At 40.6% G+C, this 21,285-nt stretch carries 23 protein-coding genes; 14 read left to right on the top strand and 9 right to left on the bottom strand.

Annotation, left to right across the window (positions count from 1 at the left end):
* Positions 1 to 57: 57 nt before the first annotated feature.
* Positions 58 to 462, bottom strand: coding sequence for a hypothetical protein (locus J0X13_RS11575; RefSeq protein WP_207071590.1), 405 nt, complete (start codon positions 460 to 462; stop codon positions 58 to 60).
* Between the two features lie 143 nt (positions 463 to 605).
* Positions 606 to 938, bottom strand: coding sequence for a single-stranded DNA-binding protein (locus tag J0X13_RS11570; RefSeq protein WP_207071589.1), 333 nt, complete (start codon positions 936 to 938; stop codon positions 606 to 608).
* Between the two features lie 199 nt (positions 939 to 1,137).
* On the opposite strand from J0X13_RS11570, the gene J0X13_RS11565 reads away from it, so the two are divergent.
* From J0X13_RS11565 to J0X13_RS11550, 4 genes are all read left to right on the top strand, one after another.
* Positions 1,138 to 1,383, top strand: coding sequence for a hypothetical protein (locus J0X13_RS11565; protein ID WP_207071588.1), 246 nt, complete (start codon positions 1,138 to 1,140; stop codon positions 1,381 to 1,383).
* A gap of 227 nt (positions 1,384 to 1,610) precedes the next feature.
* Entirely contained in the window at positions 1,611 to 2,105 is a 495-nt protein-coding gene (locus J0X13_RS11560) for a Dps family protein (protein ID WP_207071587.1), read from the top strand.
* Positions 2,106 to 2,158: 53 nt separating this feature from the next.
* Positions 2,159 to 2,629, top strand: coding sequence for a hypothetical protein (locus J0X13_RS11555; RefSeq protein ID WP_207071586.1), 471 nt, complete (start codon positions 2,159 to 2,161; stop codon positions 2,627 to 2,629).
* A gap of 108 nt (positions 2,630 to 2,737) precedes the next feature.
* Positions 2,738 to 3,340 (top strand): GNAT family N-acetyltransferase, encoded by a 603-nt coding sequence (locus J0X13_RS11550; RefSeq protein WP_207071585.1) that lies wholly within the window; start codon positions 2,738 to 2,740, stop codon positions 3,338 to 3,340.
* On the opposite strand, the gene J0X13_RS11545 is transcribed toward J0X13_RS11550, so the two are convergent.
* A complete protein-coding gene (locus J0X13_RS11545) occupies positions 3,337 to 4,473 on the bottom strand; it encodes a glycerate kinase (RefSeq protein WP_207071584.1) in 1,137 nt (378 codons plus the stop codon). The two genes, J0X13_RS11550 and J0X13_RS11545, sit on opposite strands and share 4 nt — an antisense overlap.
* Before the next feature lie 122 nt (positions 4,474 to 4,595).
* Between J0X13_RS11545 and J0X13_RS11540 the strand changes: the two genes are divergently transcribed.
* The 5 genes from J0X13_RS11540 to J0X13_RS11520 all read left to right on the top strand — a co-directional run bounded on the left by J0X13_RS11540 (position 4,596) and on the right by J0X13_RS11520 (position 9,961).
* The gene (locus J0X13_RS11540) at positions 4,596 to 5,294 is read left to right on the top strand and encodes an SIMPL domain-containing protein (RefSeq protein ID WP_207071583.1); all 699 of its coding nucleotides are present in this window, start codon (positions 4,596 to 4,598) and stop codon (positions 5,292 to 5,294) included.
* A 27-nt stretch (positions 5,295 to 5,321) separates the two neighbouring features.
* Positions 5,322 to 5,813, top strand: a complete 492-nt coding sequence (locus J0X13_RS11535; protein WP_207071582.1) for a DUF6265 family protein — start codon at positions 5,322 to 5,324, stop codon at positions 5,811 to 5,813.
* Between the two features lie 63 nt (positions 5,814 to 5,876).
* On the top strand, positions 5,877 to 9,026 hold the full coding sequence (locus J0X13_RS11530; protein ID WP_313786731.1) for a VPS10 domain-containing protein: 3,150 nt from the start codon (positions 5,877 to 5,879) through the stop codon (positions 9,024 to 9,026).
* Entirely contained in the window at positions 9,026 to 9,598 is a 573-nt protein-coding gene (locus J0X13_RS11525) for a pentapeptide repeat-containing protein (RefSeq protein WP_207071581.1), read from the top strand. Before J0X13_RS11530 ends, J0X13_RS11525 begins: the two co-directional genes overlap by 1 nt.
* A gap of 9 nt (positions 9,599 to 9,607) precedes the next feature.
* On the top strand, positions 9,608 to 9,961 hold the full coding sequence (locus tag J0X13_RS11520) for a hypothetical protein (protein ID WP_207029231.1): 354 nt from the start codon (positions 9,608 to 9,610) through the stop codon (positions 9,959 to 9,961).
* 1 nt (position 9,962) lies between these two features.
* On the opposite strand, the gene J0X13_RS11515 is transcribed toward J0X13_RS11520, so the two are convergent.
* Entirely contained in the window at positions 9,963 to 10,433 is a 471-nt protein-coding gene (locus J0X13_RS11515; RefSeq protein WP_207071580.1) for a CBS domain-containing protein, read from the bottom strand.
* 122 nt (positions 10,434 to 10,555) lie between these two features.
* Here J0X13_RS11515 and J0X13_RS11510 point away from each other — a divergent pair, with 122 nt between their 5' ends.
* The 3 genes from J0X13_RS11510 to J0X13_RS11500 all read left to right on the top strand — a co-directional run bounded on the left by J0X13_RS11510 (position 10,556) and on the right by J0X13_RS11500 (position 14,418).
* The gene (locus J0X13_RS11510; RefSeq protein ID WP_207071579.1) at positions 10,556 to 12,832 is read left to right on the top strand and encodes a M28 family peptidase; all 2,277 of its coding nucleotides are present in this window, start codon (positions 10,556 to 10,558) and stop codon (positions 12,830 to 12,832) included.
* Entirely contained in the window at positions 12,825 to 13,634 is an 810-nt protein-coding gene (locus J0X13_RS11505) for an SDR family oxidoreductase (protein ID WP_207071578.1), read from the top strand. The genes J0X13_RS11510 and J0X13_RS11505 overlap by 8 nt, the downstream gene beginning before the upstream one ends.
* Positions 13,635 to 13,716: 82 nt before the next feature.
* Entirely contained in the window at positions 13,717 to 14,418 is a 702-nt protein-coding gene (locus J0X13_RS11500) for a tetratricopeptide repeat protein (protein WP_207071577.1), read from the top strand.
* Between the two features lies 1 nt (position 14,419).
* Here the strand turns inward: J0X13_RS11500 and J0X13_RS11495 are convergent, their stop codons facing one another.
* Positions 14,420 to 14,920, bottom strand: coding sequence for a nuclear transport factor 2 family protein (locus J0X13_RS11495; protein WP_207071576.1), 501 nt, complete (start codon positions 14,918 to 14,920; stop codon positions 14,420 to 14,422).
* Complete coding sequence (locus J0X13_RS11490) at positions 14,910 to 15,407, bottom strand: hypothetical protein (protein ID WP_207071575.1); 498 nt, start codon at positions 15,405 to 15,407, stop codon at positions 14,910 to 14,912. Before J0X13_RS11490 ends, J0X13_RS11495 begins: the two co-directional genes overlap by 11 nt.
* A 64-nt stretch (positions 15,408 to 15,471) precedes the next feature.
* On the opposite strand from J0X13_RS11490, the gene J0X13_RS11485 reads away from it, so the two are divergent.
* Entirely contained in the window at positions 15,472 to 16,413 is a 942-nt protein-coding gene (locus tag J0X13_RS11485) for an NAD-dependent epimerase/dehydratase family protein (protein ID WP_207071574.1), read from the top strand.
* Between the two features lie 4 nt (positions 16,414 to 16,417).
* Here the strand turns inward: J0X13_RS11485 and J0X13_RS11480 are convergent, their stop codons facing one another.
* The gene (locus J0X13_RS11480; protein WP_207029215.1) at positions 16,418 to 16,744 is read right to left on the bottom strand and encodes a hypothetical protein; all 327 of its coding nucleotides are present in this window, start codon (positions 16,742 to 16,744) and stop codon (positions 16,418 to 16,420) included.
* Between the two features lie 712 nt (positions 16,745 to 17,456).
* Here J0X13_RS11480 and J0X13_RS11475 point away from each other — a divergent pair.
* Positions 17,457 to 18,407 (top strand): DUF4382 domain-containing protein, encoded by a 951-nt coding sequence (locus tag J0X13_RS11475; RefSeq protein ID WP_207071573.1) that lies wholly within the window; start codon positions 17,457 to 17,459, stop codon positions 18,405 to 18,407.
* Positions 18,408 to 18,468: 61 nt separating this feature from the next.
* On the opposite strand, the gene J0X13_RS11470 is transcribed toward J0X13_RS11475, so the two are convergent.
* The gene (locus tag J0X13_RS11470) at positions 18,469 to 19,257 is read right to left on the bottom strand and encodes a membrane metalloprotease (RefSeq protein WP_242535718.1); all 789 of its coding nucleotides are present in this window, start codon (positions 19,255 to 19,257) and stop codon (positions 18,469 to 18,471) included.
* 282 nt (positions 19,258 to 19,539) lie between these two features.
* Positions 19,540 to 20,739, bottom strand: a complete 1,200-nt coding sequence (locus J0X13_RS11465; protein ID WP_207071572.1) for a hypothetical protein — start codon at positions 20,737 to 20,739, stop codon at positions 19,540 to 19,542.
* Between the last annotated feature and the right edge of the window lie 546 nt (positions 20,740 to 21,285).

Genomic DNA, 21,285 nt, shown 5'->3' with positions numbered 1-21,285 from the left:
CTAAAAAGGCGCTCGATTTAATCGAGCGCCTTTCGTATTAACTAACTAAAATGCACATTAAAATATTCGAGGGGAAGCCACTTGAACTAAAGTCCCAATTGCTTCTCTGGAAAAATTTTCGTTGATTTCAAAGGAAAAATATATACTTGCCCGTTCGTAGTAATAATAGCTATGGGCACAATGGTTTCCGCAAGTTTTGGCATGCTCCGAATATGCAGCTCTTTTAGCTACCATATAACTATTGTAAGCAAGATCGTCCTTGGTTTTTAAATCCTTTTCGTAGCGATTTTGATCTTTCCAAAAATCCTTTTCATCCTCTAAGCTGGAAAAGGTAGTGGATTGTTCTTGATGGGCATCTTTCCAAGCCTGCTTTTCATAAAAAGGAACGTCCTTTTCTTGCCCCAAAGCCATGGCCGCCAACGCTAAAGTAAACCATACGGTGATGTGAACTTTTAATCTCATTTGTTTGAGTTTTACTAAATACCTTGTTCATTTACAAAAGTTCTGGCGTTCAGCTATGTAACAACTTAAAAAGGATTTACCCTAACACAAAAACCAAAAAAAGGGACCGTCGTCCCTTTTTAGTCGTTATACCATCCACACACTTACTTTCCGAGCATCAGTAATTCGTTACATTTGATTTCCGTAATATATCTTTTCTCGCCTTCATTGGTCTCGTAAGTGCGATTCATTAGTTTGCCTTCGATCATGACCTCTTTGCCCTTGGACAAAAAATCTTCAGAGATTTCTGCCAACTTTCCCCATGCCACAATATTGTGCCATTGCGTATCGGTAATCTTTTCGCCCTTGGCATTCTTATAGGTCTCGTTTGTAGCGAGAGAAAACTTGGCCAATTTGGTTCCATTTTCCATAAGGATTATTTCTGGGTCATTACCCAAATTACCAATCAATTGAACTTTGTTCTTAAGTGAATTCATAATAGTAAGATTTAAGTTTAAAAATTTAGTTATCGAACTCTCATTGTCCGACAGGGCAAACTTAAAATCACCCTAAAACGATATTCGGTTTGTAATCATTTGTTTTCGTTTGTAAACGTATGTAATCAATTACACTTGTTTAAATGTGACCTACGCGATAATACTGTGTCCAATTGAGCAACCGAAAACCCGCTGCCCAATGCACATTAGAACTATCCATAAGTACAAAGTCATCAAAAGGTTCAGCTTCTGTAAAAAAATGTATGATATAGCCGAAACGATATATATTCAGGAAAAAGATCTTACCCATGCAAATCCTCAAAAAGTATTTGGTCAGGAGAAGGAACATTTGACCGACATATCTTCTGAAGTTTATGAATCTCTTTGCAAAGGCTTCATTATTAAAGACGACAACGACTCAATAAACCAAAACAAATCCCAATAAGCGTTAAATTACGTTAAACAATTGGTTTTCTGCAACATACACATATCTTTTTATGTGTGCAATGTTAAAGACATCTATAAAAATGATGATTGAAAGGGCAGGAATTCCACTGATTCACCCTGTTTAGGTTACTCAAAAACCTATTGCATTAAGAATTACATCGTTACAATCAATCCTCACGGCTATTGACTTGTACATTTACAGTAAACAAATCAAAAATCTATTATATGGAAGCTATTAAAGCAAAAAATAAAACATTTAAAAAACTAGGATTTACTTACTTGGAAACAGCTGAAATCGTGGTCAGTTTGAACACACTATTGGCCAACTACCAAGTATTTTATAATAAACTGAGAAATTTTCACTGGAATATTGAAGGACCAGACTTCTTTGAACTCCACGAGGAATTTGAAAAAGAATACAACACGGTAAAAGAAAATATTGATATCGTAGCAGAGCGTATCCGGGTGTTTGGTGTAAAAACCAACTTCACTATGAAGAAAACATTGGAGCTCTCCAAAATTGAAGAAAAGGATAAAAATCTTTCTCCATTGGAAATGGTAAGAGAGGTATTGCATGACTATGAAGTATTGCACGATAGCATGTTGGATGCCGTTAATGCATCCCTCGAAACTGGAGACGTTGTCACAGAAAACATGCTGACTGAATTTATGACCGAGTTGGAGAAAAGACACTGGATGTTCACTTCTTTCTTAAAGTAAGAGACATAAATTTATTCCAGAGAACTGATTTATTAACCGCAAAAAACAAGACTATGAAAAAGCTATTCACTATACTATCAATCGCAACTTTAACAGCCTTTGCAGGATATGGGCAAAGCCAAAACTCTGGGGTCATGAAAGCGACCACACAGCTCAATACCTTTACCGTATCTGAAAACGGTGTTGAAAAAGAATACAGCGTAAAAGTGATGGAACGCAGAAAATATGGCATGAAATTGAACAATAAGGATAAAGGAATGGTCAATCAAGACAGAAAACTTGCCTCGCCTTTTGTGACGAAATTGGTAGCCATTGACAGTGATTCCGATGCAAACTATGATGAATACATGGTACTTAAATACAAGGGCACCGAAAACAATGACTTTGAACTTGTACAGACCGATAACGGTTTTGACATCAATGTTGATGACAAATCCATGCACTACAATGTGCTGGAGAACAACTATCTCGTGAACAAGAAGAACAAAAACTTCTTTATTATCGAGGAATTTGAATCGAAATAGTTGATATAATTTCGTTTTTTGATTGATGTAAAGCCAGGGTTTTTCCCTGGCTTTTTCTTTGTTTAAATCGATGGATTAAAACTTATATTTGAACCATAAATTCAACCTATGGATTCTTGGTTACGTCCCATACAATTGGAAGGCGAATTGGTAAAGCTCGTCCCCTTGCAGAAATCACAAAAAGTGGATTTGGTATTTGCCGCATCGGACGGAAAACTTTGGGAACTATGGTACACCTCGGTACCCTCGCCAAAAACCATTGATTCCTATTTGGACATTGCCCTATCGCAACAGGCATCCGGACATGCATTGCCTTTTGCCATCATCAACAAAAAAACCAACACCATTGTGGGGAGCACCCGCTTTTTAAATGTGGATGCAAAAAACAAACGGGTGGAAATCGGTGCGACATGGTACGCGAAAAAAGTACAGCGAACCGGAATAAATACGGAGTGCAAGTACCTTTTGCTAAAATATGCTTTTGAAAGCCTCGACTGCATAGCCGTGGAGTTCCGTACCCATTTTCACAACCATCCATCCAGAAATGCCATTCTCCGTTTAGGGGCCAAACAAGATGGCATTTTAAGAAATCATCGCATTGACGACTCTGGAAATCTTCGGGATACTGTGGTATTTTCCATTTTAAACAGTGAATGGAAAACGGTAAAAACAGCGTTGGAGTTTAAGATGGGTAGTAACCAAGTAAGCTAGCCTTTGCCCAACTTCAGCAAATGGGCAAAATTATAACTGGCCAATTCAAGGTTTTCTACCGTTTTGGCCTTGGCATTTTCCAGGTTTCCTATTTGATTCAAGATGGAAACGGCATAACCCAATCCCATTTCTTGCATTTCTTTTATGGATACATCAATGGAACCACAAAATGCCGCTATGGGAACATGATGCTTTTTGGCAGCCTGCACCACTCCATTTATGGTTTTTCCGGAAAAGGTTTGGCCATCCAACTGCCCCTCGCCCGTAATCACCCAATCAGCTCCTTCCAAAACTTGATCGAAATTGGCAAGCTCCATCACCAAATCCACACCAGAGGCCAATTCTGCATTTAAAAAAACCACAGCGCCGCCACCTACACCACCAGCAGCTCCAGCTCCAGGAATGTTTTGGACATCAACATCAAAAGTGGATTTTAGAACCGCTGCAAAGCTTTCCAAACCTTTGTCCAAAAGCGCTATTTCTTCCGCTGAGGCCCCCTTTTGTGCCCCATAAATTTTGGCCGCACCATTTTCACCATAAAAGGGATTGTTCACATCGCAAGCTACTTGGATTTTGGCATCGTATACCTTTGGATTTACTTCATCTGTTTGAATTTTCTTCACCTCGCTCAAATTTTTCCCTATCGGTTCCAATTCGTTTCCATCCACGTCCAAGAACGAATAGCCCAGGGCCTTGGCCATGCCCATGCCCCCATCGTTGGTTGCACTGCCTCCAATCCCCAATACAATATTCTTCGCCCCTTTTTCAAGGGCATCCAAAATCATTTCACCTGTACCCAAGGTGGTGGTATCCATACAATTCATTTCAGAATTTTGCAGCAACTTATAGCCCGAAGCTTCGGACATTTCTATAAAAGCGGTTTGCTTGTCCTCCGAAAGCAGATATTGCGTGCTGATTTTACGAAAAAGCGGGTCTTTCACGTGAACAGAAACTTTTGAGGCATTGAGATAATCAGCGACCACATCAATGGTACCATCGCCACCATCGGCCAAAGGCCTATGTATAATTTCCGAGTTCGGAAAAACTTTTCCGATACCTCGGGCAACGGTTTCACAAAATTCACGTCCTGTAAGGGAGCCTTTATATTTATCGGGTGCCAAAATAAATTTCATATCTACAATGTACTCAAGTTAATCCATTTAACCAGAGAATTTAATTAACACAAGGGTTAAATACAAAGCGGCACAGGTTTTGAACATAAGGCTTAAGTATATACCTTTAATAAAATTACATCATGAAAAAAGCAATCATTTTTATAGTCACGGTTTTATGCAGCACCACAATTTTTGCCCAGACCAAAAACTTTCTGGACACCCCATACTTGGAAACACAGGCCAGAGTGGACACTATGGTTACCCCCGATAAAATATACCTCAACATCATTATCCAAGAAAAGGATACCAAAGGCCGAGTTTCCGTGGAAGAACAGGAAAACCAAATGGCCGAAAGGTTTAAAGCCATGGGAATAGATTTAGAGGAGCAACTCGTGATCAAGGATGCCAGCAGCAACTTCAAAAAATACTTTTTACGCCAAAAAGAAGTGCTCAAAAGCAAACAATACTCTCTTTTGGTGTATTCAGGAAAGGAATTGGGGGAAGTGATGATGGCCCTCGAACAATTGGACATTGCCAACACCAGTATTGAAAAAACGGAATATTCCAAAATAGATGAACTGGAACTGGAGCTTAAGACCAGGGCCGTAAAAAAAGCCATGCAAAAAGCTGAGGCCCTGACCAAGCCGCTAGGTCAGAAAGTGGGCATGGCCATACATATTGCGGATAATTCACAATACTATCCCAGATACAACCAAGCTCCCATGATGGAAATGAAAGCTGTTTCTGCAAACATGGACAAGGCACAACCTTTGGACATAGACTTTGAAAAAATTAAAGTGGAGACCAACGTCAACGTAAAATTCGCTTTGTCCAATTAGGCAATCAATTATCAAACAAAATCAATCATGAAATCAATTGCACTTATTTTAATGTTCAGTGCGGGACTGGTTACTGCTCAAGAAACCATGCAACTCACAGAAGGACAACCGTCCCCCAAGGCAAGTTTGGAGGATGTTTCCTGGATAGAAGGCCATTGGAAGGGAGAGGCTTTTGGCGGTATTGCAGAGGAAATATGGAGTGCACCCTTGGGCAATTCCATGATGTTCGTTTTCCGGATGGTGAACGATGACAAAGTCTCCTTTTACGAATCGGGACACATCCAACAATTGGACGATTCCATTATACTGCAGCTCAAACATTTTGATGGAAATATGAGGGGTTGGGAAGAAAAGGATAAAACCATCGATTTTAAGTTGGTGAAAGTAGAGCCGAACAAGGTGTATTTTGAAGGACTCACTATGGAAAAAATAAGCGACCACCAAATGAATGTCTGGGTCCTTGTGGAAGAAGATGGTGACACAGAGGAAATCCTTTTTGCCTACAAAAGAGCAAAGTAATTTAGTTTCATTGGAAGAAGTTGAATTAGTATCTTTAACAGACTAACTAATTCCAACACTCTCGTGAAACTAAGACTTCTACTTTTATGTGCCATGTTATTGGTATTGCATCCCATGGATGCCCAACGCAGAAACAAAAAATCAGACCAACCTTCCATTGTAGTCAACGACTCCCTTTTTCCAGGATTAAAATGGCGAAATATCGGCCCGTTCCGTGGCGGGCGAAGCGTCACTTCGACCGGGGTTGTGGGACAGCCCCACACCTATTACATGGGATCTACTGGTGGTGGTATATGGAAAACTACAGATGACGGCATCACTTGGAAAAACGTTTCCGATGGGTTCCTAAAAACAGGCACCGTAGGCGATATTGCCGTTTCCGAAACCAACCCGAACATCGTTGTCGCTGGAATGGGGGAACATGCAGCTCGGGGCGTAATGACCTCTATGGGGGATGGAGTTTACAAATCCACCGACGCAGGAAAGACCTGGAAACACATTGGGCTGGATCATACCCGTCATATTTCCGATGTGATCATTCACCCCGCCAATCCCGACATTATTTTTGTCGCGGCCCAGGGTGCGCAGTATGGACCATCCGAAGACCGGGGCATTTACCGCACTACCAATGGAGGGGAAACTTGGGAAAAGGTACTTTACGTAAACGAAATCACTGGAGCTTCGTCCCTTAGCATGGACATGAACAATCCCCTGATTTTGTACGCCGCCCTATGGCAACACGAAAGAACCCCTTGGACGATTACTTCGGGAGGAGCCTCATCTGGATTTTATAAATCCACCGACGGAGGGACTACCTGGGACAAGATGGAAAAAGGTTTACCTAAAGAATTTGGAAAATCCGGTATCTCCGTTTCCAGGGCAAATTCGGATGTGGTATATGCCGTACTTGAAGCCGAAGGTGAACAAGGTGGCGTATACAAAAGTATGGACGCAGGAAAAACGTGGAAACAGACCAATAAAAACCGAATCAATATTGCACGATCTTGGTACTACATGGAAATATTCGCCGACACCCAAGACGAAAACATCGTATATGTACTGAACGCTCCAGTGACCAAATCCATTGATGGTGGCAAAACCTTTAATCCCGTTTCAACCCCACATGGAGACAATCATGACCTTTGGATACATCCTGAGAACAATCAGGTCATGGTCAATTCCAATGATGGGGGCGCCAATGTGTCCAACAACGGTGGTATGAGCTGGAGTTCGCAACAATACCAACCCACCGCACAGTTTTACCGAGTAATCACGGATAATTTAGTGCCATACCATGTGTATGGAGGACAACAGGACAATTCTTCCGTTGCTATTGCAAGTAGAACAAGAGATCGCGGTATAGATTGGAAGGACTGGTATGCCGTTGCAGGTTGCGAGAGTGCGTATTTGGCCTTTGACCCTGATAACCCGGAGTTTGTTTACGGTGGATGCTATCAGGGAATCATTGAAAAATGGGTCAAAGCTTCCCGCGAGGCAAAACCCATAAAAGAATATCCAGAATTGGGGCTGGGGAACATTCCAAAGGATTTTAAATTCCGTTACAATTGGAATGCTCCCATCATTAGTTCACCCCATGACCGTAACACAATTTATCATGCTGGTAACGTAGTTTTTAGAACAACTGACGGAGGATATAGCTGGGATGTGGTAAGCCCAGACCTTACAAGAAATGAAATTGAGAAACAGGGACCCGGAAGCGGGCCATATACCAACGAAGCCGCAGGTGGTGAAAACTATAACACCATCATGTACTTGGTGGAGTCGCCCCATGAGCAAGGGGTCCTTTATGCAGGTTCCGATGATGGACTGGTTCATATTACGAAAAATGGTGGTGAAACTTGGGAGAACATCACCCCTCCGAACATTAAAGAAGGTATCATCAACAGTATTGAGGTATCTCCACACGATCCTGCTAATGCCTACATTACCTTAATGCGATACAAGTTCATGGATTTGGACACCTACATTTTCAAAACAAAGGATTATGGCCAAACTTGGACAAAGATCACCAATGGAATAGATGGGGAACACACCTTTGCACGCGTTGTCCGTGAAGACAAAAAACAAAAGGGATTGTTATACGCCGGAACAGAGACGGGACTATATGTTTCCTTGGATGACGGGCAAAATTGGCAACCGTTGCAATTGAATTTGCCTGTTGTTCCGATCAATGACCTTATCATTCAAGATAACGATTTGGTTGCTGCTACAGCAGGAAGGGCTTTTTGGATTTTGGATGACCTAGGCGCCATTCAAAATAGTTTGACCCCTGCCAATTCACTTCAAATTGTAACACCTAAACCATCATACCGAATTTTTAACGGTAGCACTGACGAATATGTGCCAGGATTGGGTCAGAACCCTAAATCTGGAGTAACATTCGATTACTACCTGCCCAAAAAATTGGATTCCACCGAGCTAAAACTGGAAGTACTCTCGGGCGGAAAGGTCATCAGAACCTATACCAACCAAGCTCCCAAAGATTTCAAGAGCTGGCCTGGTGGACCCTCAAAACCAAAGGTGTTGTCAGCAGCCAAAGGGTACAACCGATTTACTTGGGATTTTTACCGTGAACCCTCACCTTCTATAGAAAATGTTTTTGGCTATGATGGTTATGGAAGTTCACGAGTGGCACCAGGCACCTACACACTTCGCCTATCCATGGAAAATGAAACAGTAGAAACCAAAGCGGTGGTAATGGCAGATCCATTGATCGATGCCACTGCTGCCGATTATGCAGAACAACAGTCCTACTTGACACGAATTGACGAAACTTTGGTGAATATGCACAAGGCGGTCAACCAAATGCGCATGGCAAAAAGCCAGCTCAAAAAATATAAGGAACTGCTCAAGGACAATGAAAGTGCCAAAGAATTGCTGGAGAAAGGCGATGCGCTTTTGGAGCGCATCAATACTTGGGAAGAGAATTTGATTCAGCCCAAACAAAAAACCTTCCAAGATGTAGTAAACTTTAGCAGCAAGCTAAATGCCGATTTTATGCATTTGAGAGGTTTTATAGACGTGGCCGAGCCCAAAGTAACCGAAGGGGCTAAAGAACTCTTCAGGGACAACATGGCCGAATGGAAAACCTTTGAAGATGAGAAAAATGATATTGTAGGAAACGGCATGAAAGAATACAACAACATGTTTAAAGCGTTGGACATACCTGCTATTATTTTAACAGGAGAGTAATGGCATCTAACTTTTGGACGGATCAGGAGTTCACAAAACAGGATTATACACAGCAAAAATTGCCCAAGGGCGATTACGAAAATTGCCGTTTTGTGGACTGCCTGTTCGCCGAGGGGTACTTGGACAACCAAAATTTTGTGGATTGCACCTTTGAGGGCTGCGATCTCACCAATGCCAATATTGCCCATACCACTTTTAACAATGTAACTTTTGAAAATTGCAAAATGGTAGGGGTCCGGTTTGAAACCTGCAACCCACTTTTGTTGTCCTTACATTTTATAGGGTGCAATCTTTCTGTGGCATCTTTTAACGGTTTAAACCTACCCGGTATCGTATTCCAAGGTTGTAAATTTCATCAAACCGATTTTTCGGAGGCTATTTTAAAACAAGGCAAGTTTCCATACTGTGATTTTGAAAATGCCTTATTTGATGGTACCGAACTAGAGCAAGCTGATTTTACTTCTGCGATAAATTTTACTATCGACCCCGCCATCAATCACCTGAAGAAAGCCCGTTTCAGCAAAGAAGGATTAATCGGTTTATTAAAAAAGTATGATATTGTGGTGACCTAATCTTATCCTATGCCCGAAAGAAAATGTTTGGTATGCGGTGAAAAGCTACTGGGCCGTATAGACCAAAAATACTGTTCCGACCATTGCAGGAATGCCTATAACAATCTGCTCAACAGAGATAGCAAAAATCTAGTGCGAAATATCAATAATAAGCTTCGCAAGAATTATAGGATTTTGGATAGCTTTCCTCTTAGGGACGGTAAAACAAAGACCACAAAAATGCGCTTACTGGACAAAGGTTTTGATTTTGAGTACATCACCAACCTGTACACCACCAAAAAGGGCAGCACTTACTTTTTCGTCTACGATCTTGGCTATTTACCGCTCGACAACGACTATTTTATGATTGTTAAAAGGGAGTAAACTATTTCCAACTATGGGAAGTAAGCTTTAAAGCCGCAACAACAATATCCTTTCGGCTGATCTGCCCTACCAAAACATCGTTTTTCATTACAGGGAGCCTGCGCCTATTATGCCTGTCAAAAACACCGGCCGCATCAAATATGGACATGTCGTGCGGGATGGTCTCCACATTTTTGGTCATAAACCGCTCCACGTTCTTATCCAAAATAGGTTGATTAAAATATCGGCTTTCGGATATCTGTTTCATACAATCCGCCTCAGAAATAATTCCGACCAAAAAGCCATTGTTGTCAAGAACAGGCCCACCAGAGATATGGTGTTTGGCAAAAGTCTCCATTACTTCCAGAATGGATTGGTCTGGAGAAAAGGTGATCAATTTCTTGGTCATGTAATCTTCCACCAAAATCGGGGCATTGTATTTCTTCTTGTTCTCTTCCTTAGACCTTACGCCTTGAAAACTCTTGATTGCCATACGGTTAGATTTTAAAGTTGTCTAATAAATATAGCTTTTTTTGGTGAATAACCTAATTTTACCCATCAAAATATGAGAACCTTTCATAATTTCATACTTTTAAGATTCAACAAGCCAACACAATGAAATTTTCCCGAACCCTTGCCTTGATCCTGCTATTTTTTGCAGTGTATTGGAGTTTTAAATCCTTGATGCCTTCATATAACGCCAATGAAGATGTATCTATTAATTCCTTTTCGACCGACAGGGCTCTGGAGCATGTAAAACAGTTGTCCAAAGAACCTCATGCCGTTGGTTTTCCTGGACATGCACGGGCTAGAGCTTATATAATATCAGAGCTCAAAAAAATGGGATTGGAAACCATCACACAAGAAGGGTATACTGCCGGTGATTGGGCAAACCTAAGCAATGTGACCAATATTTTGGCCAGAATTAAGGGAAGTGCGAGTGGGGATGGAAAAGCCCTACTTTTGCTTTCGCATTACGATAGCAATCCACATTCTTCTTACGGAGCCAGCGATGCGGGAAGTGGTGTTGCCACCATTTTGGAAGGAATCCGTGCCTTTTTAAGTGAGAACAAAACTCCAAAGAATGATATCATTATTCTTATTTCAGATGCTGAGGAACTGGGCCTTAACGGGGCCGACCTTTTTGTAAACAACCACCCATGGGCAAAAGATGTTGGGCTTGTCCTAAATTTTGAAGCCCGAGGTAGTGGAGGCCCGAGCTATATGCTTATTGAAACCAACCGTGGCAATGGTACATTGATAAAGGAATTCACAAGGGCCAATCCAAAATATCCGGTGGCCAATTCGCTCGCATACAGCATTTATAAAATGCTTCCGAACGATACCGACCTCACAGTTTTTAGGGAGGATGCTGATATCGAAGGCTTCAATTTTGCTTTTATAGATGACCATTATGATTATCATACGGCATTGGACACTTACGAAAGATTGGACAGAAACACCTTGGCACACCAAGGCAGCTATTTAATGCCACTGCTTACTTATTTTAGTGATGCTGACCTAAGTAACTTAAAAAGCTTGAACGACCATGTATATTTTAATATGTCGTTTTTTAAACTTATCTCCTACCCTTTTGAATGGATTTGGCCCATGTTCGGTATTGCTGTTCTAACGTTTATACTATTGTTGTTTACAGGATTTAAGAAAGAGGTGCTTAATACAAAGGATATTTTTAAAGGGTTCGTGCCTGTACTTGTCGCCCTCATTGTTAACGGACTGGCGGGTTATTTTTGTTGGTCCATAATTACGTGGTGGTACCCCGACTTTAAGGATATCTTACAAGGGTTTACGTACAATGGTTACACTTACATTACCGTGTATGTGATGTTCTCCTTGTTTGTTTGTTTTTATACCTATCATAAATTCCGAAAAACAAGTACGCCCAATTTATTGGTGGCACCCATTTTTATTTGGTTGGTCATCTGTGGGCTGGTGGCTCAGTACTTAAAAGGGGCAAGCTTTTTTATAGTCCCTTTGTTCGGCCTATTGGCAGGTCTGTTGGTAACCATCAACCAAAAAAAGCCGAATTCCTTTTTAATGGTGTTTTTGGCTTTGCCCGCCGTACTGATCTATTCGCCTTTCATTAAAATGTTTCCCGTGGGGCTTGGCTTAAAAATGATGGTGGGAGCAACCCTCTTTACCACTTTATTGTTTTTCTTGGCCCTTCCATTTTTTGGACAGCTAAAAAGTAAGGGGAGATTGGCTTACCTATTTTTGCTCCTCTTCTTCGCATTTGGTATCACAAGCCACATCCAATCAGATTTCTCTGAGGTAAGGCCAAAACCAAGCAGCTTGATGTATGTATACGATGCGGATAATGATTCAAGTTTATGGGCCACCTATGACAATGTATTGATTGGATGGAACGGTCAATTCTTCAAAAACAACAAAAGAGAAGCTAACGGGCAGACCATATCCAGTAAGTACCGTACAAATCTGAGTTACGTAGCAGATGCACCTAAAAAAGATATTCAATTGCCCTACATTGATACTGTTATCGATACTATTATAGGTGACGATAGAATGATTGAACTTTGCATCACTCCAAAAAGGGATGTAAATAGACTGGAGGTATTTACAAATCCCATTGATTTAAAGTCCGCTACGGTAAATCGTGTTGAATTATCGTCCTACTTTCTGGAAAACCGAAGGAGCAAATTGGTAACGCACTACATTAGCAATAATGATTTTACGGAATTACAGTTGAAATTCCCAAAAGATTCCGTTTTGGAGCTGACTTTGTATGAAGCTTCCAATGATCTTTTGAAACATCCGGAATTTAGCATTCCAGAGCGTCCAAAAAACAGTATTCCGATGCCTTTTGTACTGAATGATGCTATATTGACCATAAAAACTTTGCGATTTGAATAAAAACGTTGGTGTTTTAGGCTGTGGATGGCTGGGGTTGCCCTTGGCTAAAACATTGGTTGAAAAGGGATACACAGTCCACGGCTCCACAACCTCTTCGGGTAAGTTGAACACTTTGGAGAAAAAAGGGATTACAGCTTTTGAAATACATTTATCAGAAACTGGAATCCAAGGCAACATCCAAGGTTTTCTTTCTCCTATCGAAACCTTGATCATTGATGTGCCGCCCAAACTTCGCGGTAAAAACAGCGAAAACTTTGTGGAAAAGATGAAGTATCTGCATGCAGAAATCAAAAAAAACAAAGTGTCGAAAATCATCTTTGTGAGCAGTACCGCTGTTTACGGGGAAGCAGAAGGTAAAGTGTCGGAAGAGTCCCCTACATCGCCCGTAACAGAATCGGGCAAGCAACTGGTGGAATGCGAAAAAATATTTCGGGATGATGAAAGTTTTAAAACTACCATCATAAGGTTTGGAGGTTTGATAGGTCCAAACCGCCATCCAGTGACAACCCTATCGGGCAGGGAAAACCTAAGCGGGGGAAACAATCCCATCAACCTCATACATTTAGATGATTGCATCCATATGATCACTACCATTTTGGAGCAAAGGTATTGGGGAGAGATTTTCAACGGTGTATATCCTCATCATCCCAAAAAGCAAGTCTACTATTTTGAAGAAGCTCAGAAAAGAGGGTTGCCAGCTCCCCGTTACAAAACCGAATCATCCCAAAATAAGGGGAAATTGGTTCTGGGCAAGAACTTTTTGGAAAAAGGACATACGTTTCACACCTCTGTTGTTTCCTAAAAATCCCTGCAATCACTTATTTAATTCTTAACAGATAGGTTGGGATTATTTTGTTAGATTTGGCGCACTAAATTGAAGATCAATGAAAAAGACAGTACTCTTATTGCTCCTTTTGGTGGGCTTTACTGGTATTTCGCAAACAAACGATGCCCTTTTGAAACATTACAAAGCCTATTACAATGAAATGCGCTTACAAGGCGATGTAAATGGCGTAATAAGTGCTTTGACACACCTGAACGTTATTGCCCCTTCCAAAGAGCGTAGGGATACTTTGGCCTTTGTATACATGAACAATGGCAGGCACATGCAAGCGCTTAACACGATAGGGATAGAGAAGAATGCCGATGACTCTGACCTTGCGGTTCAAGTAAAGGCTTTTTCCCTAAAGGCTTTGAACCAGCCTAAAAGGGCATTGGAGCATTTCGAAGAATTGAATTCCAGAAACCCATCGCCTTATTTGGCCTATGAAATGGCCGACTTAAAAATTCAAACAGGTGATATGGCCGGAGCCGGAGCCAATATCGATTATGGTATTGCCAATTCCACCGATGATATGAAATACGCTTTTTACGAGAGACAGCAACCTTACGAGGTGCCTTTAAAAGCCGCTTTCTACCATTTAAAAGGTTTGGCCGATTTTAATCAGGACAAAGAAAATATTGATGGTGCCATTGCTTCTATCGACGAAGCCCTTAAAATTGCGCCTAACTTTAACTTGGCGAGCTTAAGCAAGCAGGCGCTGGAATCCAGAAAAAAAGAGCCTACCGAGGGAGCTGAAAACTAAATTACTGCTTCTTTTTTAGTTCCTGCAGGAGTTCATTATCCTTTTCTTCCTTGATTTGGATAAGTTCCGCCACATTTTCGTTTGGAACGGCTATAGACAACACGTAATGGGCAATTTTCCATTGCCCATTTACTTTTTTGAGCACTCCCGAACCACGACAAATCTTCATTTGGGTGTCCAGAAGTTCATCAAACCAAGCAAAGGTTTTTGATTCGTTCAAATAAATGTTTCGTTGAACCGATGTAAAGCTCCATGCCTTACCCTTATCAAAATAGGGTTTGGAAAAGGTTCGGAATTCTTCATTCTGCCAATTCTCCATGGCATCTGTTCCCAAAAACACACCGTCATCTGTCATTTTATCAAAATAGGCATCAAAATCGGCATTGGCAGCTGCCAAGTGCCAACTATCCAACACCTCATTTATCTTTTGCTTTTCTGAATTCTGACCATAAAATGTTATGGAAGCCATGAACAAGGTCAACAAAATAATTTTATGCTTCATCTAAAATCAGTTTTTTATCCAACTGGCTATTTACGAGCACATTTAGCTGTCGGCGGATATTATTGTATGCTTCCAATACAGCTATCGTTGGCTCCGTGGTGGGTTGATTTTCCAATATACTTGCTTTTACCTTGTACAAAAAAGTACGAAGCACCCTTTGCCTGCTTTTTACTTGAAAGGTGTCAAAAAGTTCAGGGTACTCTCCATCGGCCATATTCTTTTCCTTTTCTATAAGGTCATCAATAGCTAATGCCAAATCTTCGTTATTAGTGGATTTATAGAGTACATCAATGCTGGAATTCAGCGCTTTGAACTCTTCCCATTTTTCTACAATGGCCGTTGCTTCCGGGTTTATTCCAATTTTATCGGGCATTTTCTGATAATTGAATTCCAAATCCGCATTTTCAACCACGGCCGTAGTTTTCTCGGTTTTTTTGCAAGCGCCAAAAACCAAGAACAAGACAAGTATGCCTAACAATTTTCGCATAGGCGAATGTACAAATTTTAATAAAGGGTATCTTTGCCATTAAACTAAATTAACTTCGATTTTAATGCACAAACCTATTTTGATCATCGGCGCATGTGGGCAGATTGGAACGGAACTCACTTTTGAACTAAGAAGCAAATACGGAGCTGAAAATGTAATCGCAAGTGATATTCGCGAGGGGGGAGAAGCTCTGATGCAATCGGGACCTTTTGAGCTTTTGGACGCTACCAACTACGCTGCAATTGAAGATGTGGTGATGCACTACGAAATTGATGAGGTTTATTTAATGGCAGCCATGCTGAGTGCTACTGCGGAAAAATTTCCCATGCGCGCATGGAACCTCAACATGAATTCCCTATTCAATGTGCTTAACTTGGCGAAGGAGAAGAAAATATCCAAGGTGTTCTGGCCTTCCAGCATAGCTGTTTTTGGCCCTAACACCCCTAAGCAAAATACGCCCCAGAGTACTGTTATGGAGCCTAGTACGGTTTATGGCATCAGTAAACAATCGGGAGAAAGGTGGTGCGAGTACTACTACAAAAAATATGGTGTTGATGTTAGAAGCGTTCGATATCCCGGGTTGATCAGCTGGAAGACCATGCCTGGTGGGGGAACCACCGATTATGCTGTGGAAATTTACCACGAAGCTTTAAAAAAAGGCTCCTATGAATGTTTTCTGGATAGCGATACGGAACTTCCCATGATGTATATGGACGATGCCATTAGAGCTACCGTAAGCCTAATGGATTCTCCGGCAGAAAAAATTAAAGTCAGGTCTTCTTACAATTTGGCGGGCATGAACTTTACCCCAAAACAAATGGCAGAAAGTATTGCCAAGCACATTTCCGCATTTAAAATAAGCTATGCCCCGGATTTTAGACAAGAAATCGCAGATTCTTGGCCTAGTAGTATAGACGATTCGGCCGCAAGAAAAGAGTGGGGCTGGGAACCAAGGTTTGATTTGGACCAAACAACCCAAGAGATGCTTAAAAACTTAAAGGGATAGGGATTTATTCGTCGTCCTCATCTTCTTCTTCGGAATCCGAGAAGTTTTCGTCATCCTCGGGAATCTTATCGTAATCTTCGGAGTCAAAATCATCATCGTCATCATCCTCATCGAAATCGGCCATGGTCCGTTCTAATTTGGAACTGATTTTCACCAGATATTTGGTGTCCTCGGTAGAAACCTCTACGGCCTCGATATATTCGCCTTTAATATTTTTGAAGTTGATGACATCATCGTCCCCATATCCATCAGGATATTTGTCCACCAAAAGCTTGAGTACCTCGGAGGTCAGTTTTTTATAGTCTACAATTACGCGTTTGAGGTTGTTCATGACATGGTGATTACTTCTTGCTCTAAGTTAGAACAAATGTGATTGTATGTAAAAATTATAAAAAAAAATTTGGGTTGTCAAAATTGAGGCGATTTTATCGACCAAAAATGATGTTAACTTGAAAATGGTATTGAAAAAGTGTGAAGTACTAAAGTAAAAGTAGCCCCGGCAAGAATCGAACTATTTTCCCGGACCCCTTGTTTTATTGGGGTTTTCACTTTTCGATTTCAAAATGTTGACGATTTGTGAACTCTTGTTATTGATTTGCCTTACGTCATATCAAAAATAAATAAATTGGTTTAAATAATAGATTTTAAGCAGATTTCACAACAGCTTTAATTATGCACATAATAATTTAATGGAGGATTACATTCACACACTGATTTTTGTGCATTTGAACATAGGCCTAGTAATTAGCCAAGAATCAAGTAGATAATACCAAACAATATTAGATTGTCCAATACATCTAAACAATGCTCTAATAAAATATGATGATTCTGGTTTTGAGTATTAGCAATTCATGATTAGCCAGTTTCCCTTTTCTATATATTGTTTCTTTTGAAAAGAATAACAAATCTTAAAACCCATCATAACTTTTTGATTATCAAATCCCTCTCCAAATGACATAAAATCTTTGGCATTTTCGGGTAGGGTTGGTCCCTTTCAGGTTGTTACTTTTACAAACAATATAAATCTCAAAATCTTAAATTTTATGCAACCTTTTTTGAAAAATGTCGGTATTACTATGGGAGTAGCAATCATGATGTTTTCTTGTAGTAAGGATAATGAAAATGGAAATCCAGAAAGTGAAACCTACAGTACAACCTACAAAATCACGGATGCGCCCGTGGACAATGCCGAAATCGAAGCTGTCTTTGTCACAGTTTCCGATGTAAGGGTGGACGGCACCTCTTTAGAGGGCTTCAACAAGACCACATTCGACCTTTCCGCATTGGTAAACGGACAGACGAAGACCTTGGGCAACCTCCAAATGGAAGCCGGTTCTTACAGCAATATCGAATTGGTATTGGACTATGATGCCGACATGGACGGCAATGCTCCCGGATGTTATGTGGAAATGGCCGATGGAACGAAGGACAAGATCGAATCCACTTCGCAATCCATTGACATTACGGATAGTTTTGAAGTATTTGCAACCAATACCAATGAAATCATCATTGATTTCGACCTGAGAAAGACCGTAAAGGAAGAACAGGGAACTCTGGAAAGTGATTTCAACTTCGTGACCGCTTCTGAGCTCAGCGCTGGCCTACGAACCGTTAATCAGGAGGCTACAGGTGAAATTAAGGGCACTGTCAACGATGCGGAGAACACATCGGACAAAATCGTGGTATATGCCTATGAAAAGGGCACGTACAATGCGGAAGTAGAAACCCAGGGACAGGGCGAGAGCAACATCCGTTTTGCCAATGCCATTACAAGTGCCGAAGTGGGGGGCATCAACAATTCCTACAGCCTTAATTTTTTGGAAGCCGGTGAATACGAGCTGATCTTTGTGTCCTATACACAGGATGGCAACCAATTCTATTTCAATTCCACCTTGGAAGTGGAGTCCACCACAGGTCTTGACCTAGGAGCCTTGGAAGTAACCTCGGCACTTCAGTTGAGTGCCAATGTGACTGTAATTGGGACAACTTCCTAAGAAGGCATGATCAATCCATTATACCAAAAAGCCCCGAAACAGGGGCTTTTTTTATTCAACTTTATTTTCCTCCATGGGCCTGGAGATCGTCGAGACATGCCTGATCCAATATGGGAATGGTTCCCCCACTTATCATATTCACCAGCCCCTCACCGGTTTCCGCGGTCCAATACATCAAACAATCCTCGGTCGTACAATGTCTGCCATGTTCTACATCCTGGTGTTGACTTTGTAACGGTGTTCCCGCATTGACCAGTCCCATCAAATGGCCAAATTCATGGTCCAGTACCGTACTCTCCAAAACCGTGGTACTCGGGGAAAGCGGCTGGCCACTGAATTCCCTGATGGTCTCGGAGAAAAGCACGAACGAAGTATTTCTGTAAGCTACGCCCAATACTGAACCGCTTTCGGTATTCTCAGCATATTCACCATCCAGAAAAAGCCCAAAAACCTTCAATGTCGAGCCCTCGTTATATGCCGTCCTGGTCTCGTCCTCTATTTTTCGGACATCTGTAATGGAGTAAACATCCTGTCCAGGGGAATCCATTTCAAACAATTCGATGTTAATTCCGTCCGGTTTGTTCAATCGATCATTTAGAAACCCCTTGAAGTGTTCAACAGTTTCCGAGCTTGGACGGAGCCCCTGAACATAATAGATTTCAATGTATAGTGAGGTAAAGCCATTATCCTCCAACAATTCTTGCGATGATTCTCCCACCGCTTGTTGATTGGCTGCTTTATCAATAGTCTCTTCCGGAGCCTGTACCTGCTCACCTGAATCCCCGTTGGAGGAACAACTTATTACAAAAAACACCAGTACCCAATGTAAATTTCTTTCTACTACTCTCATAAGCATCAAACTTTATAAGTATAACGTCCATAATGGAAATCATTGTGATTGGGATAGATAAATCTCTACTTAACAGGTGAAAATCAGTATCGTTTATTTGAACTTGTATAGACTTTTTTCATTCAACCCAATTATTTAAACAATACTTCCTAATCCATTTTCTTTTTTGTGTCATCGGAACTTAGGCCTTTAGATATCAATGATTTACTGTAATCTAATTAATTCATTTATTACGGCTTATTGTTTTGAATAAAATAAACAACAGAATGAGATTTACCCTTCTTACAATTTTATCTTTGCACTCAATACATAGCGTTCTAAATTACCTTCATCCCGCGCGTCTCGATTTATACTTGCTCCCAGAAAAACTTTTGCGGAAACGTATAGATTCTGATTCAATGAATATCCCAAACCGGCAATCCCTCCAAAATTTACTTTTGCGATCTCACCTAACACAGATTGAAAACCAGGTTGGTTTTCATAATCACCCCTCAAGTTATAATCAAATACTACCCCAGTTTCAATAAATAAACTGGAGTGCTCGGTCAAAAACATGTAATGTCTACCTCCCAAGTTTAAGATTAGTTGATTCAGATCAAGGGTAGCAACCGTTGCCGGTTCTGAATTGATTTCCGTGATTCCACTTGTTGAATAGGAGGCATATTGGCCAGATAAGAACACAGACCATTTATTGTTGTTAAATGGTAAAATTGTTTCAACCTCCAATCCCACAGTAGGACTTATCTTGCCCTCAAACTCTGCATCCTCACTATTTACAATGGTTTCAAAATTGTAGCTCACTATACCTGCAAGAAGTAACAGCCTGGTCTTGCTTTTTCCTTTGCCTTTGATAACATCATTTACTTTGGTAGTTGGATCTAGGCATAGATTATAGGAAGAAATGTATTTCTTTAATGATTTTTCGGTATAATCCACTGTTTGAATGTTGATGGAAGAATCACAACTCAGGTATTCAAGTAGTTGACCTCTAAACGTGTTGTTTTTATAGATGTCGTTGGTTCTTTTTATGTATTCTTTATATAGTAACGGGAAGGGCAGGTCATCATGTACTTGTAATAGAAAGACTTGGTCGTTATCTCCTCTGTATTTATATAATGAAGCTTGACCTTGAAGTATCTGCTCAACAAACACTGTTTTGTGCACGAGCTTGGGATCATATTCAATTCCCTTTTTAGCTATGAACTGGTTGGTGACCGGAAAATCTGTTGTGATGCTTATGAATTTAGGCCCACCATTTACTTGAAATTCAGAAACAGTCGTTGCGTCAAAAGTTTGTGTTTCCCCTTCCAGTTCCTGCTTAAAGGATATCTTTGATGGAGCATTCATCCAATTGAGGTTTTTTATAAATCCGTTTTGTCTATTGCCGGAATTTGTTATTACGTAGCCTTTTTCGTAGTTGGTTTGTGCATTTATGAATGTTCCATATAATAGCAGTAGAATGGTAATAGCTTTTTTAGTCATTTATATATATAGTTTGCCTAAATATAGTTTTATATTGGATAATATTGAAAGAATATTCTTTCAATATTATAACTAATCAGACAATTGGGTCTTACATATTAAAATGACTCCTTCTTAATTAATTATAAAATAGTGTTTTATTCTGCGGTCATCAGAAATCCGTTAGCGTATTATGCTTCAATTGAAAGTCCAAACTTTATTCCATGGTGCTCACCCGTGCATATCCAAAAACCATAACCTGAAAGTTCAAATAAACGGTAGAATGTAAACTATTTATTTAGTACGGGGAAATGAACTTTAACAAACCAGTGGACTCGTTTTTCAATGAAAGTTCAATAAAACGGTGCCTTAAAATCCCCTAGTTCAAAATGATATTCCAAACAAAGGCGAGCGCAACGAAGTGGAGTGCTGCAAGCCCCAGATCTTACCCTTAACTAATTTACTGAGCGAGGTAAATTTTATCCCAATCAGAATTGTGTTTTTCAATTTTCCGTGAAAAACACCTTAATTTTACTGGGCTGAACTCTCTTTTCCGTGGAAAAGGCA

Origin of the sequence: [Muricauda] lutisoli (nom. illeg.) (genome assembly GCF_017313105.1) — a bacterium.
Lineage (GTDB): Bacteria > Bacteroidota > Bacteroidia > Flavobacteriales > Flavobacteriaceae > Flagellimonas > Flagellimonas lutisoli.
The sequence above is the reverse complement of the archived record's forward strand: the minus strand, read 5'-3'. Positions and strand labels throughout refer to the sequence as shown.

What these genes read in the sequence shown, in the direction of transcription:
- J0X13_RS11555 (WP_207071586.1), top strand. Translation starts at nt 2,159, where the DNA reads ATGAAAAAGCTATTCACTATACTATCAATCGCAACTTTAACAGCCTTT.
- J0X13_RS11550 (WP_207071585.1), top strand. Translation starts at nt 2,738, where the DNA reads ATGGATTCTTGGTTACGTCCCATACAATTGGAAGGCGAATTGGTAAAG.
- J0X13_RS11575 (WP_207071590.1), bottom strand. Translation starts at nt 462, where the DNA reads ATGAGATTAAAAGTTCACATCACCGTATGGTTTACTTTAGCGTTGGCG.
- J0X13_RS11565 (WP_207071588.1), top strand. Translation starts at nt 1,138, where the DNA reads ATGCACATTAGAACTATCCATAAGTACAAAGTCATCAAAAGGTTCAGC.
- J0X13_RS11485 (WP_207071574.1), top strand. Translation starts at nt 15,472, where the DNA reads ATGCACAAACCTATTTTGATCATCGGCGCATGTGGGCAGATTGGAACG.
- J0X13_RS11570 (WP_207071589.1), bottom strand. Translation starts at nt 938, where the DNA reads ATGAATTCACTTAAGAACAAAGTTCAATTGATTGGTAATTTGGGTAAT.
- J0X13_RS11525 (WP_207071581.1), top strand. Translation starts at nt 9,026, where the DNA reads ATGGCATCTAACTTTTGGACGGATCAGGAGTTCACAAAACAGGATTAT.
- J0X13_RS11470 (WP_242535718.1), bottom strand. Translation starts at nt 19,257, where the DNA reads ATGAGAGTAGTAGAAAGAAATTTACATTGGGTACTGGTGTTTTTTGTA.
- J0X13_RS11510 (WP_207071579.1), top strand. Translation starts at nt 10,556, where the DNA reads ATGAAATTTTCCCGAACCCTTGCCTTGATCCTGCTATTTTTTGCAGTG.
- J0X13_RS11490 (WP_207071575.1), bottom strand. Translation starts at nt 15,407, where the DNA reads ATGCGAAAATTGTTAGGCATACTTGTCTTGTTCTTGGTTTTTGGCGCT.
- J0X13_RS11535 (WP_207071582.1), top strand. Translation starts at nt 5,322, where the DNA reads ATGAAATCAATTGCACTTATTTTAATGTTCAGTGCGGGACTGGTTACT.
- J0X13_RS11520 (WP_207029231.1), top strand. Translation starts at nt 9,608, where the DNA reads ATGCCCGAAAGAAAATGTTTGGTATGCGGTGAAAAGCTACTGGGCCGT.
- J0X13_RS11495 (WP_207071576.1), bottom strand. Translation starts at nt 14,920, where the DNA reads ATGAAGCATAAAATTATTTTGTTGACCTTGTTCATGGCTTCCATAACA.
- J0X13_RS11475 (WP_207071573.1), top strand. Translation starts at nt 17,457, where the DNA reads ATGCAACCTTTTTTGAAAAATGTCGGTATTACTATGGGAGTAGCAATC.
- J0X13_RS11560 (WP_207071587.1), top strand. Translation starts at nt 1,611, where the DNA reads ATGGAAGCTATTAAAGCAAAAAATAAAACATTTAAAAAACTAGGATTT.
- J0X13_RS11465 (WP_207071572.1), bottom strand. Translation starts at nt 20,739, where the DNA reads ATGACTAAAAAAGCTATTACCATTCTACTGCTATTATATGGAACATTC.
- J0X13_RS11500 (WP_207071577.1), top strand. Translation starts at nt 13,717, where the DNA reads ATGAAAAAGACAGTACTCTTATTGCTCCTTTTGGTGGGCTTTACTGGT.
- J0X13_RS11540 (WP_207071583.1), top strand. Translation starts at nt 4,596, where the DNA reads ATGAAAAAAGCAATCATTTTTATAGTCACGGTTTTATGCAGCACCACA.
- J0X13_RS11515 (WP_207071580.1), bottom strand. Translation starts at nt 10,433, where the DNA reads ATGGCAATCAAGAGTTTTCAAGGCGTAAGGTCTAAGGAAGAGAACAAG.
- J0X13_RS11480 (WP_207029215.1), bottom strand. Translation starts at nt 16,744, where the DNA reads ATGAACAACCTCAAACGCGTAATTGTAGACTATAAAAAACTGACCTCC.
- J0X13_RS11545 (WP_207071584.1), bottom strand. Translation starts at nt 4,473, where the DNA reads ATGAAATTTATTTTGGCACCCGATAAATATAAAGGCTCCCTTACAGGA.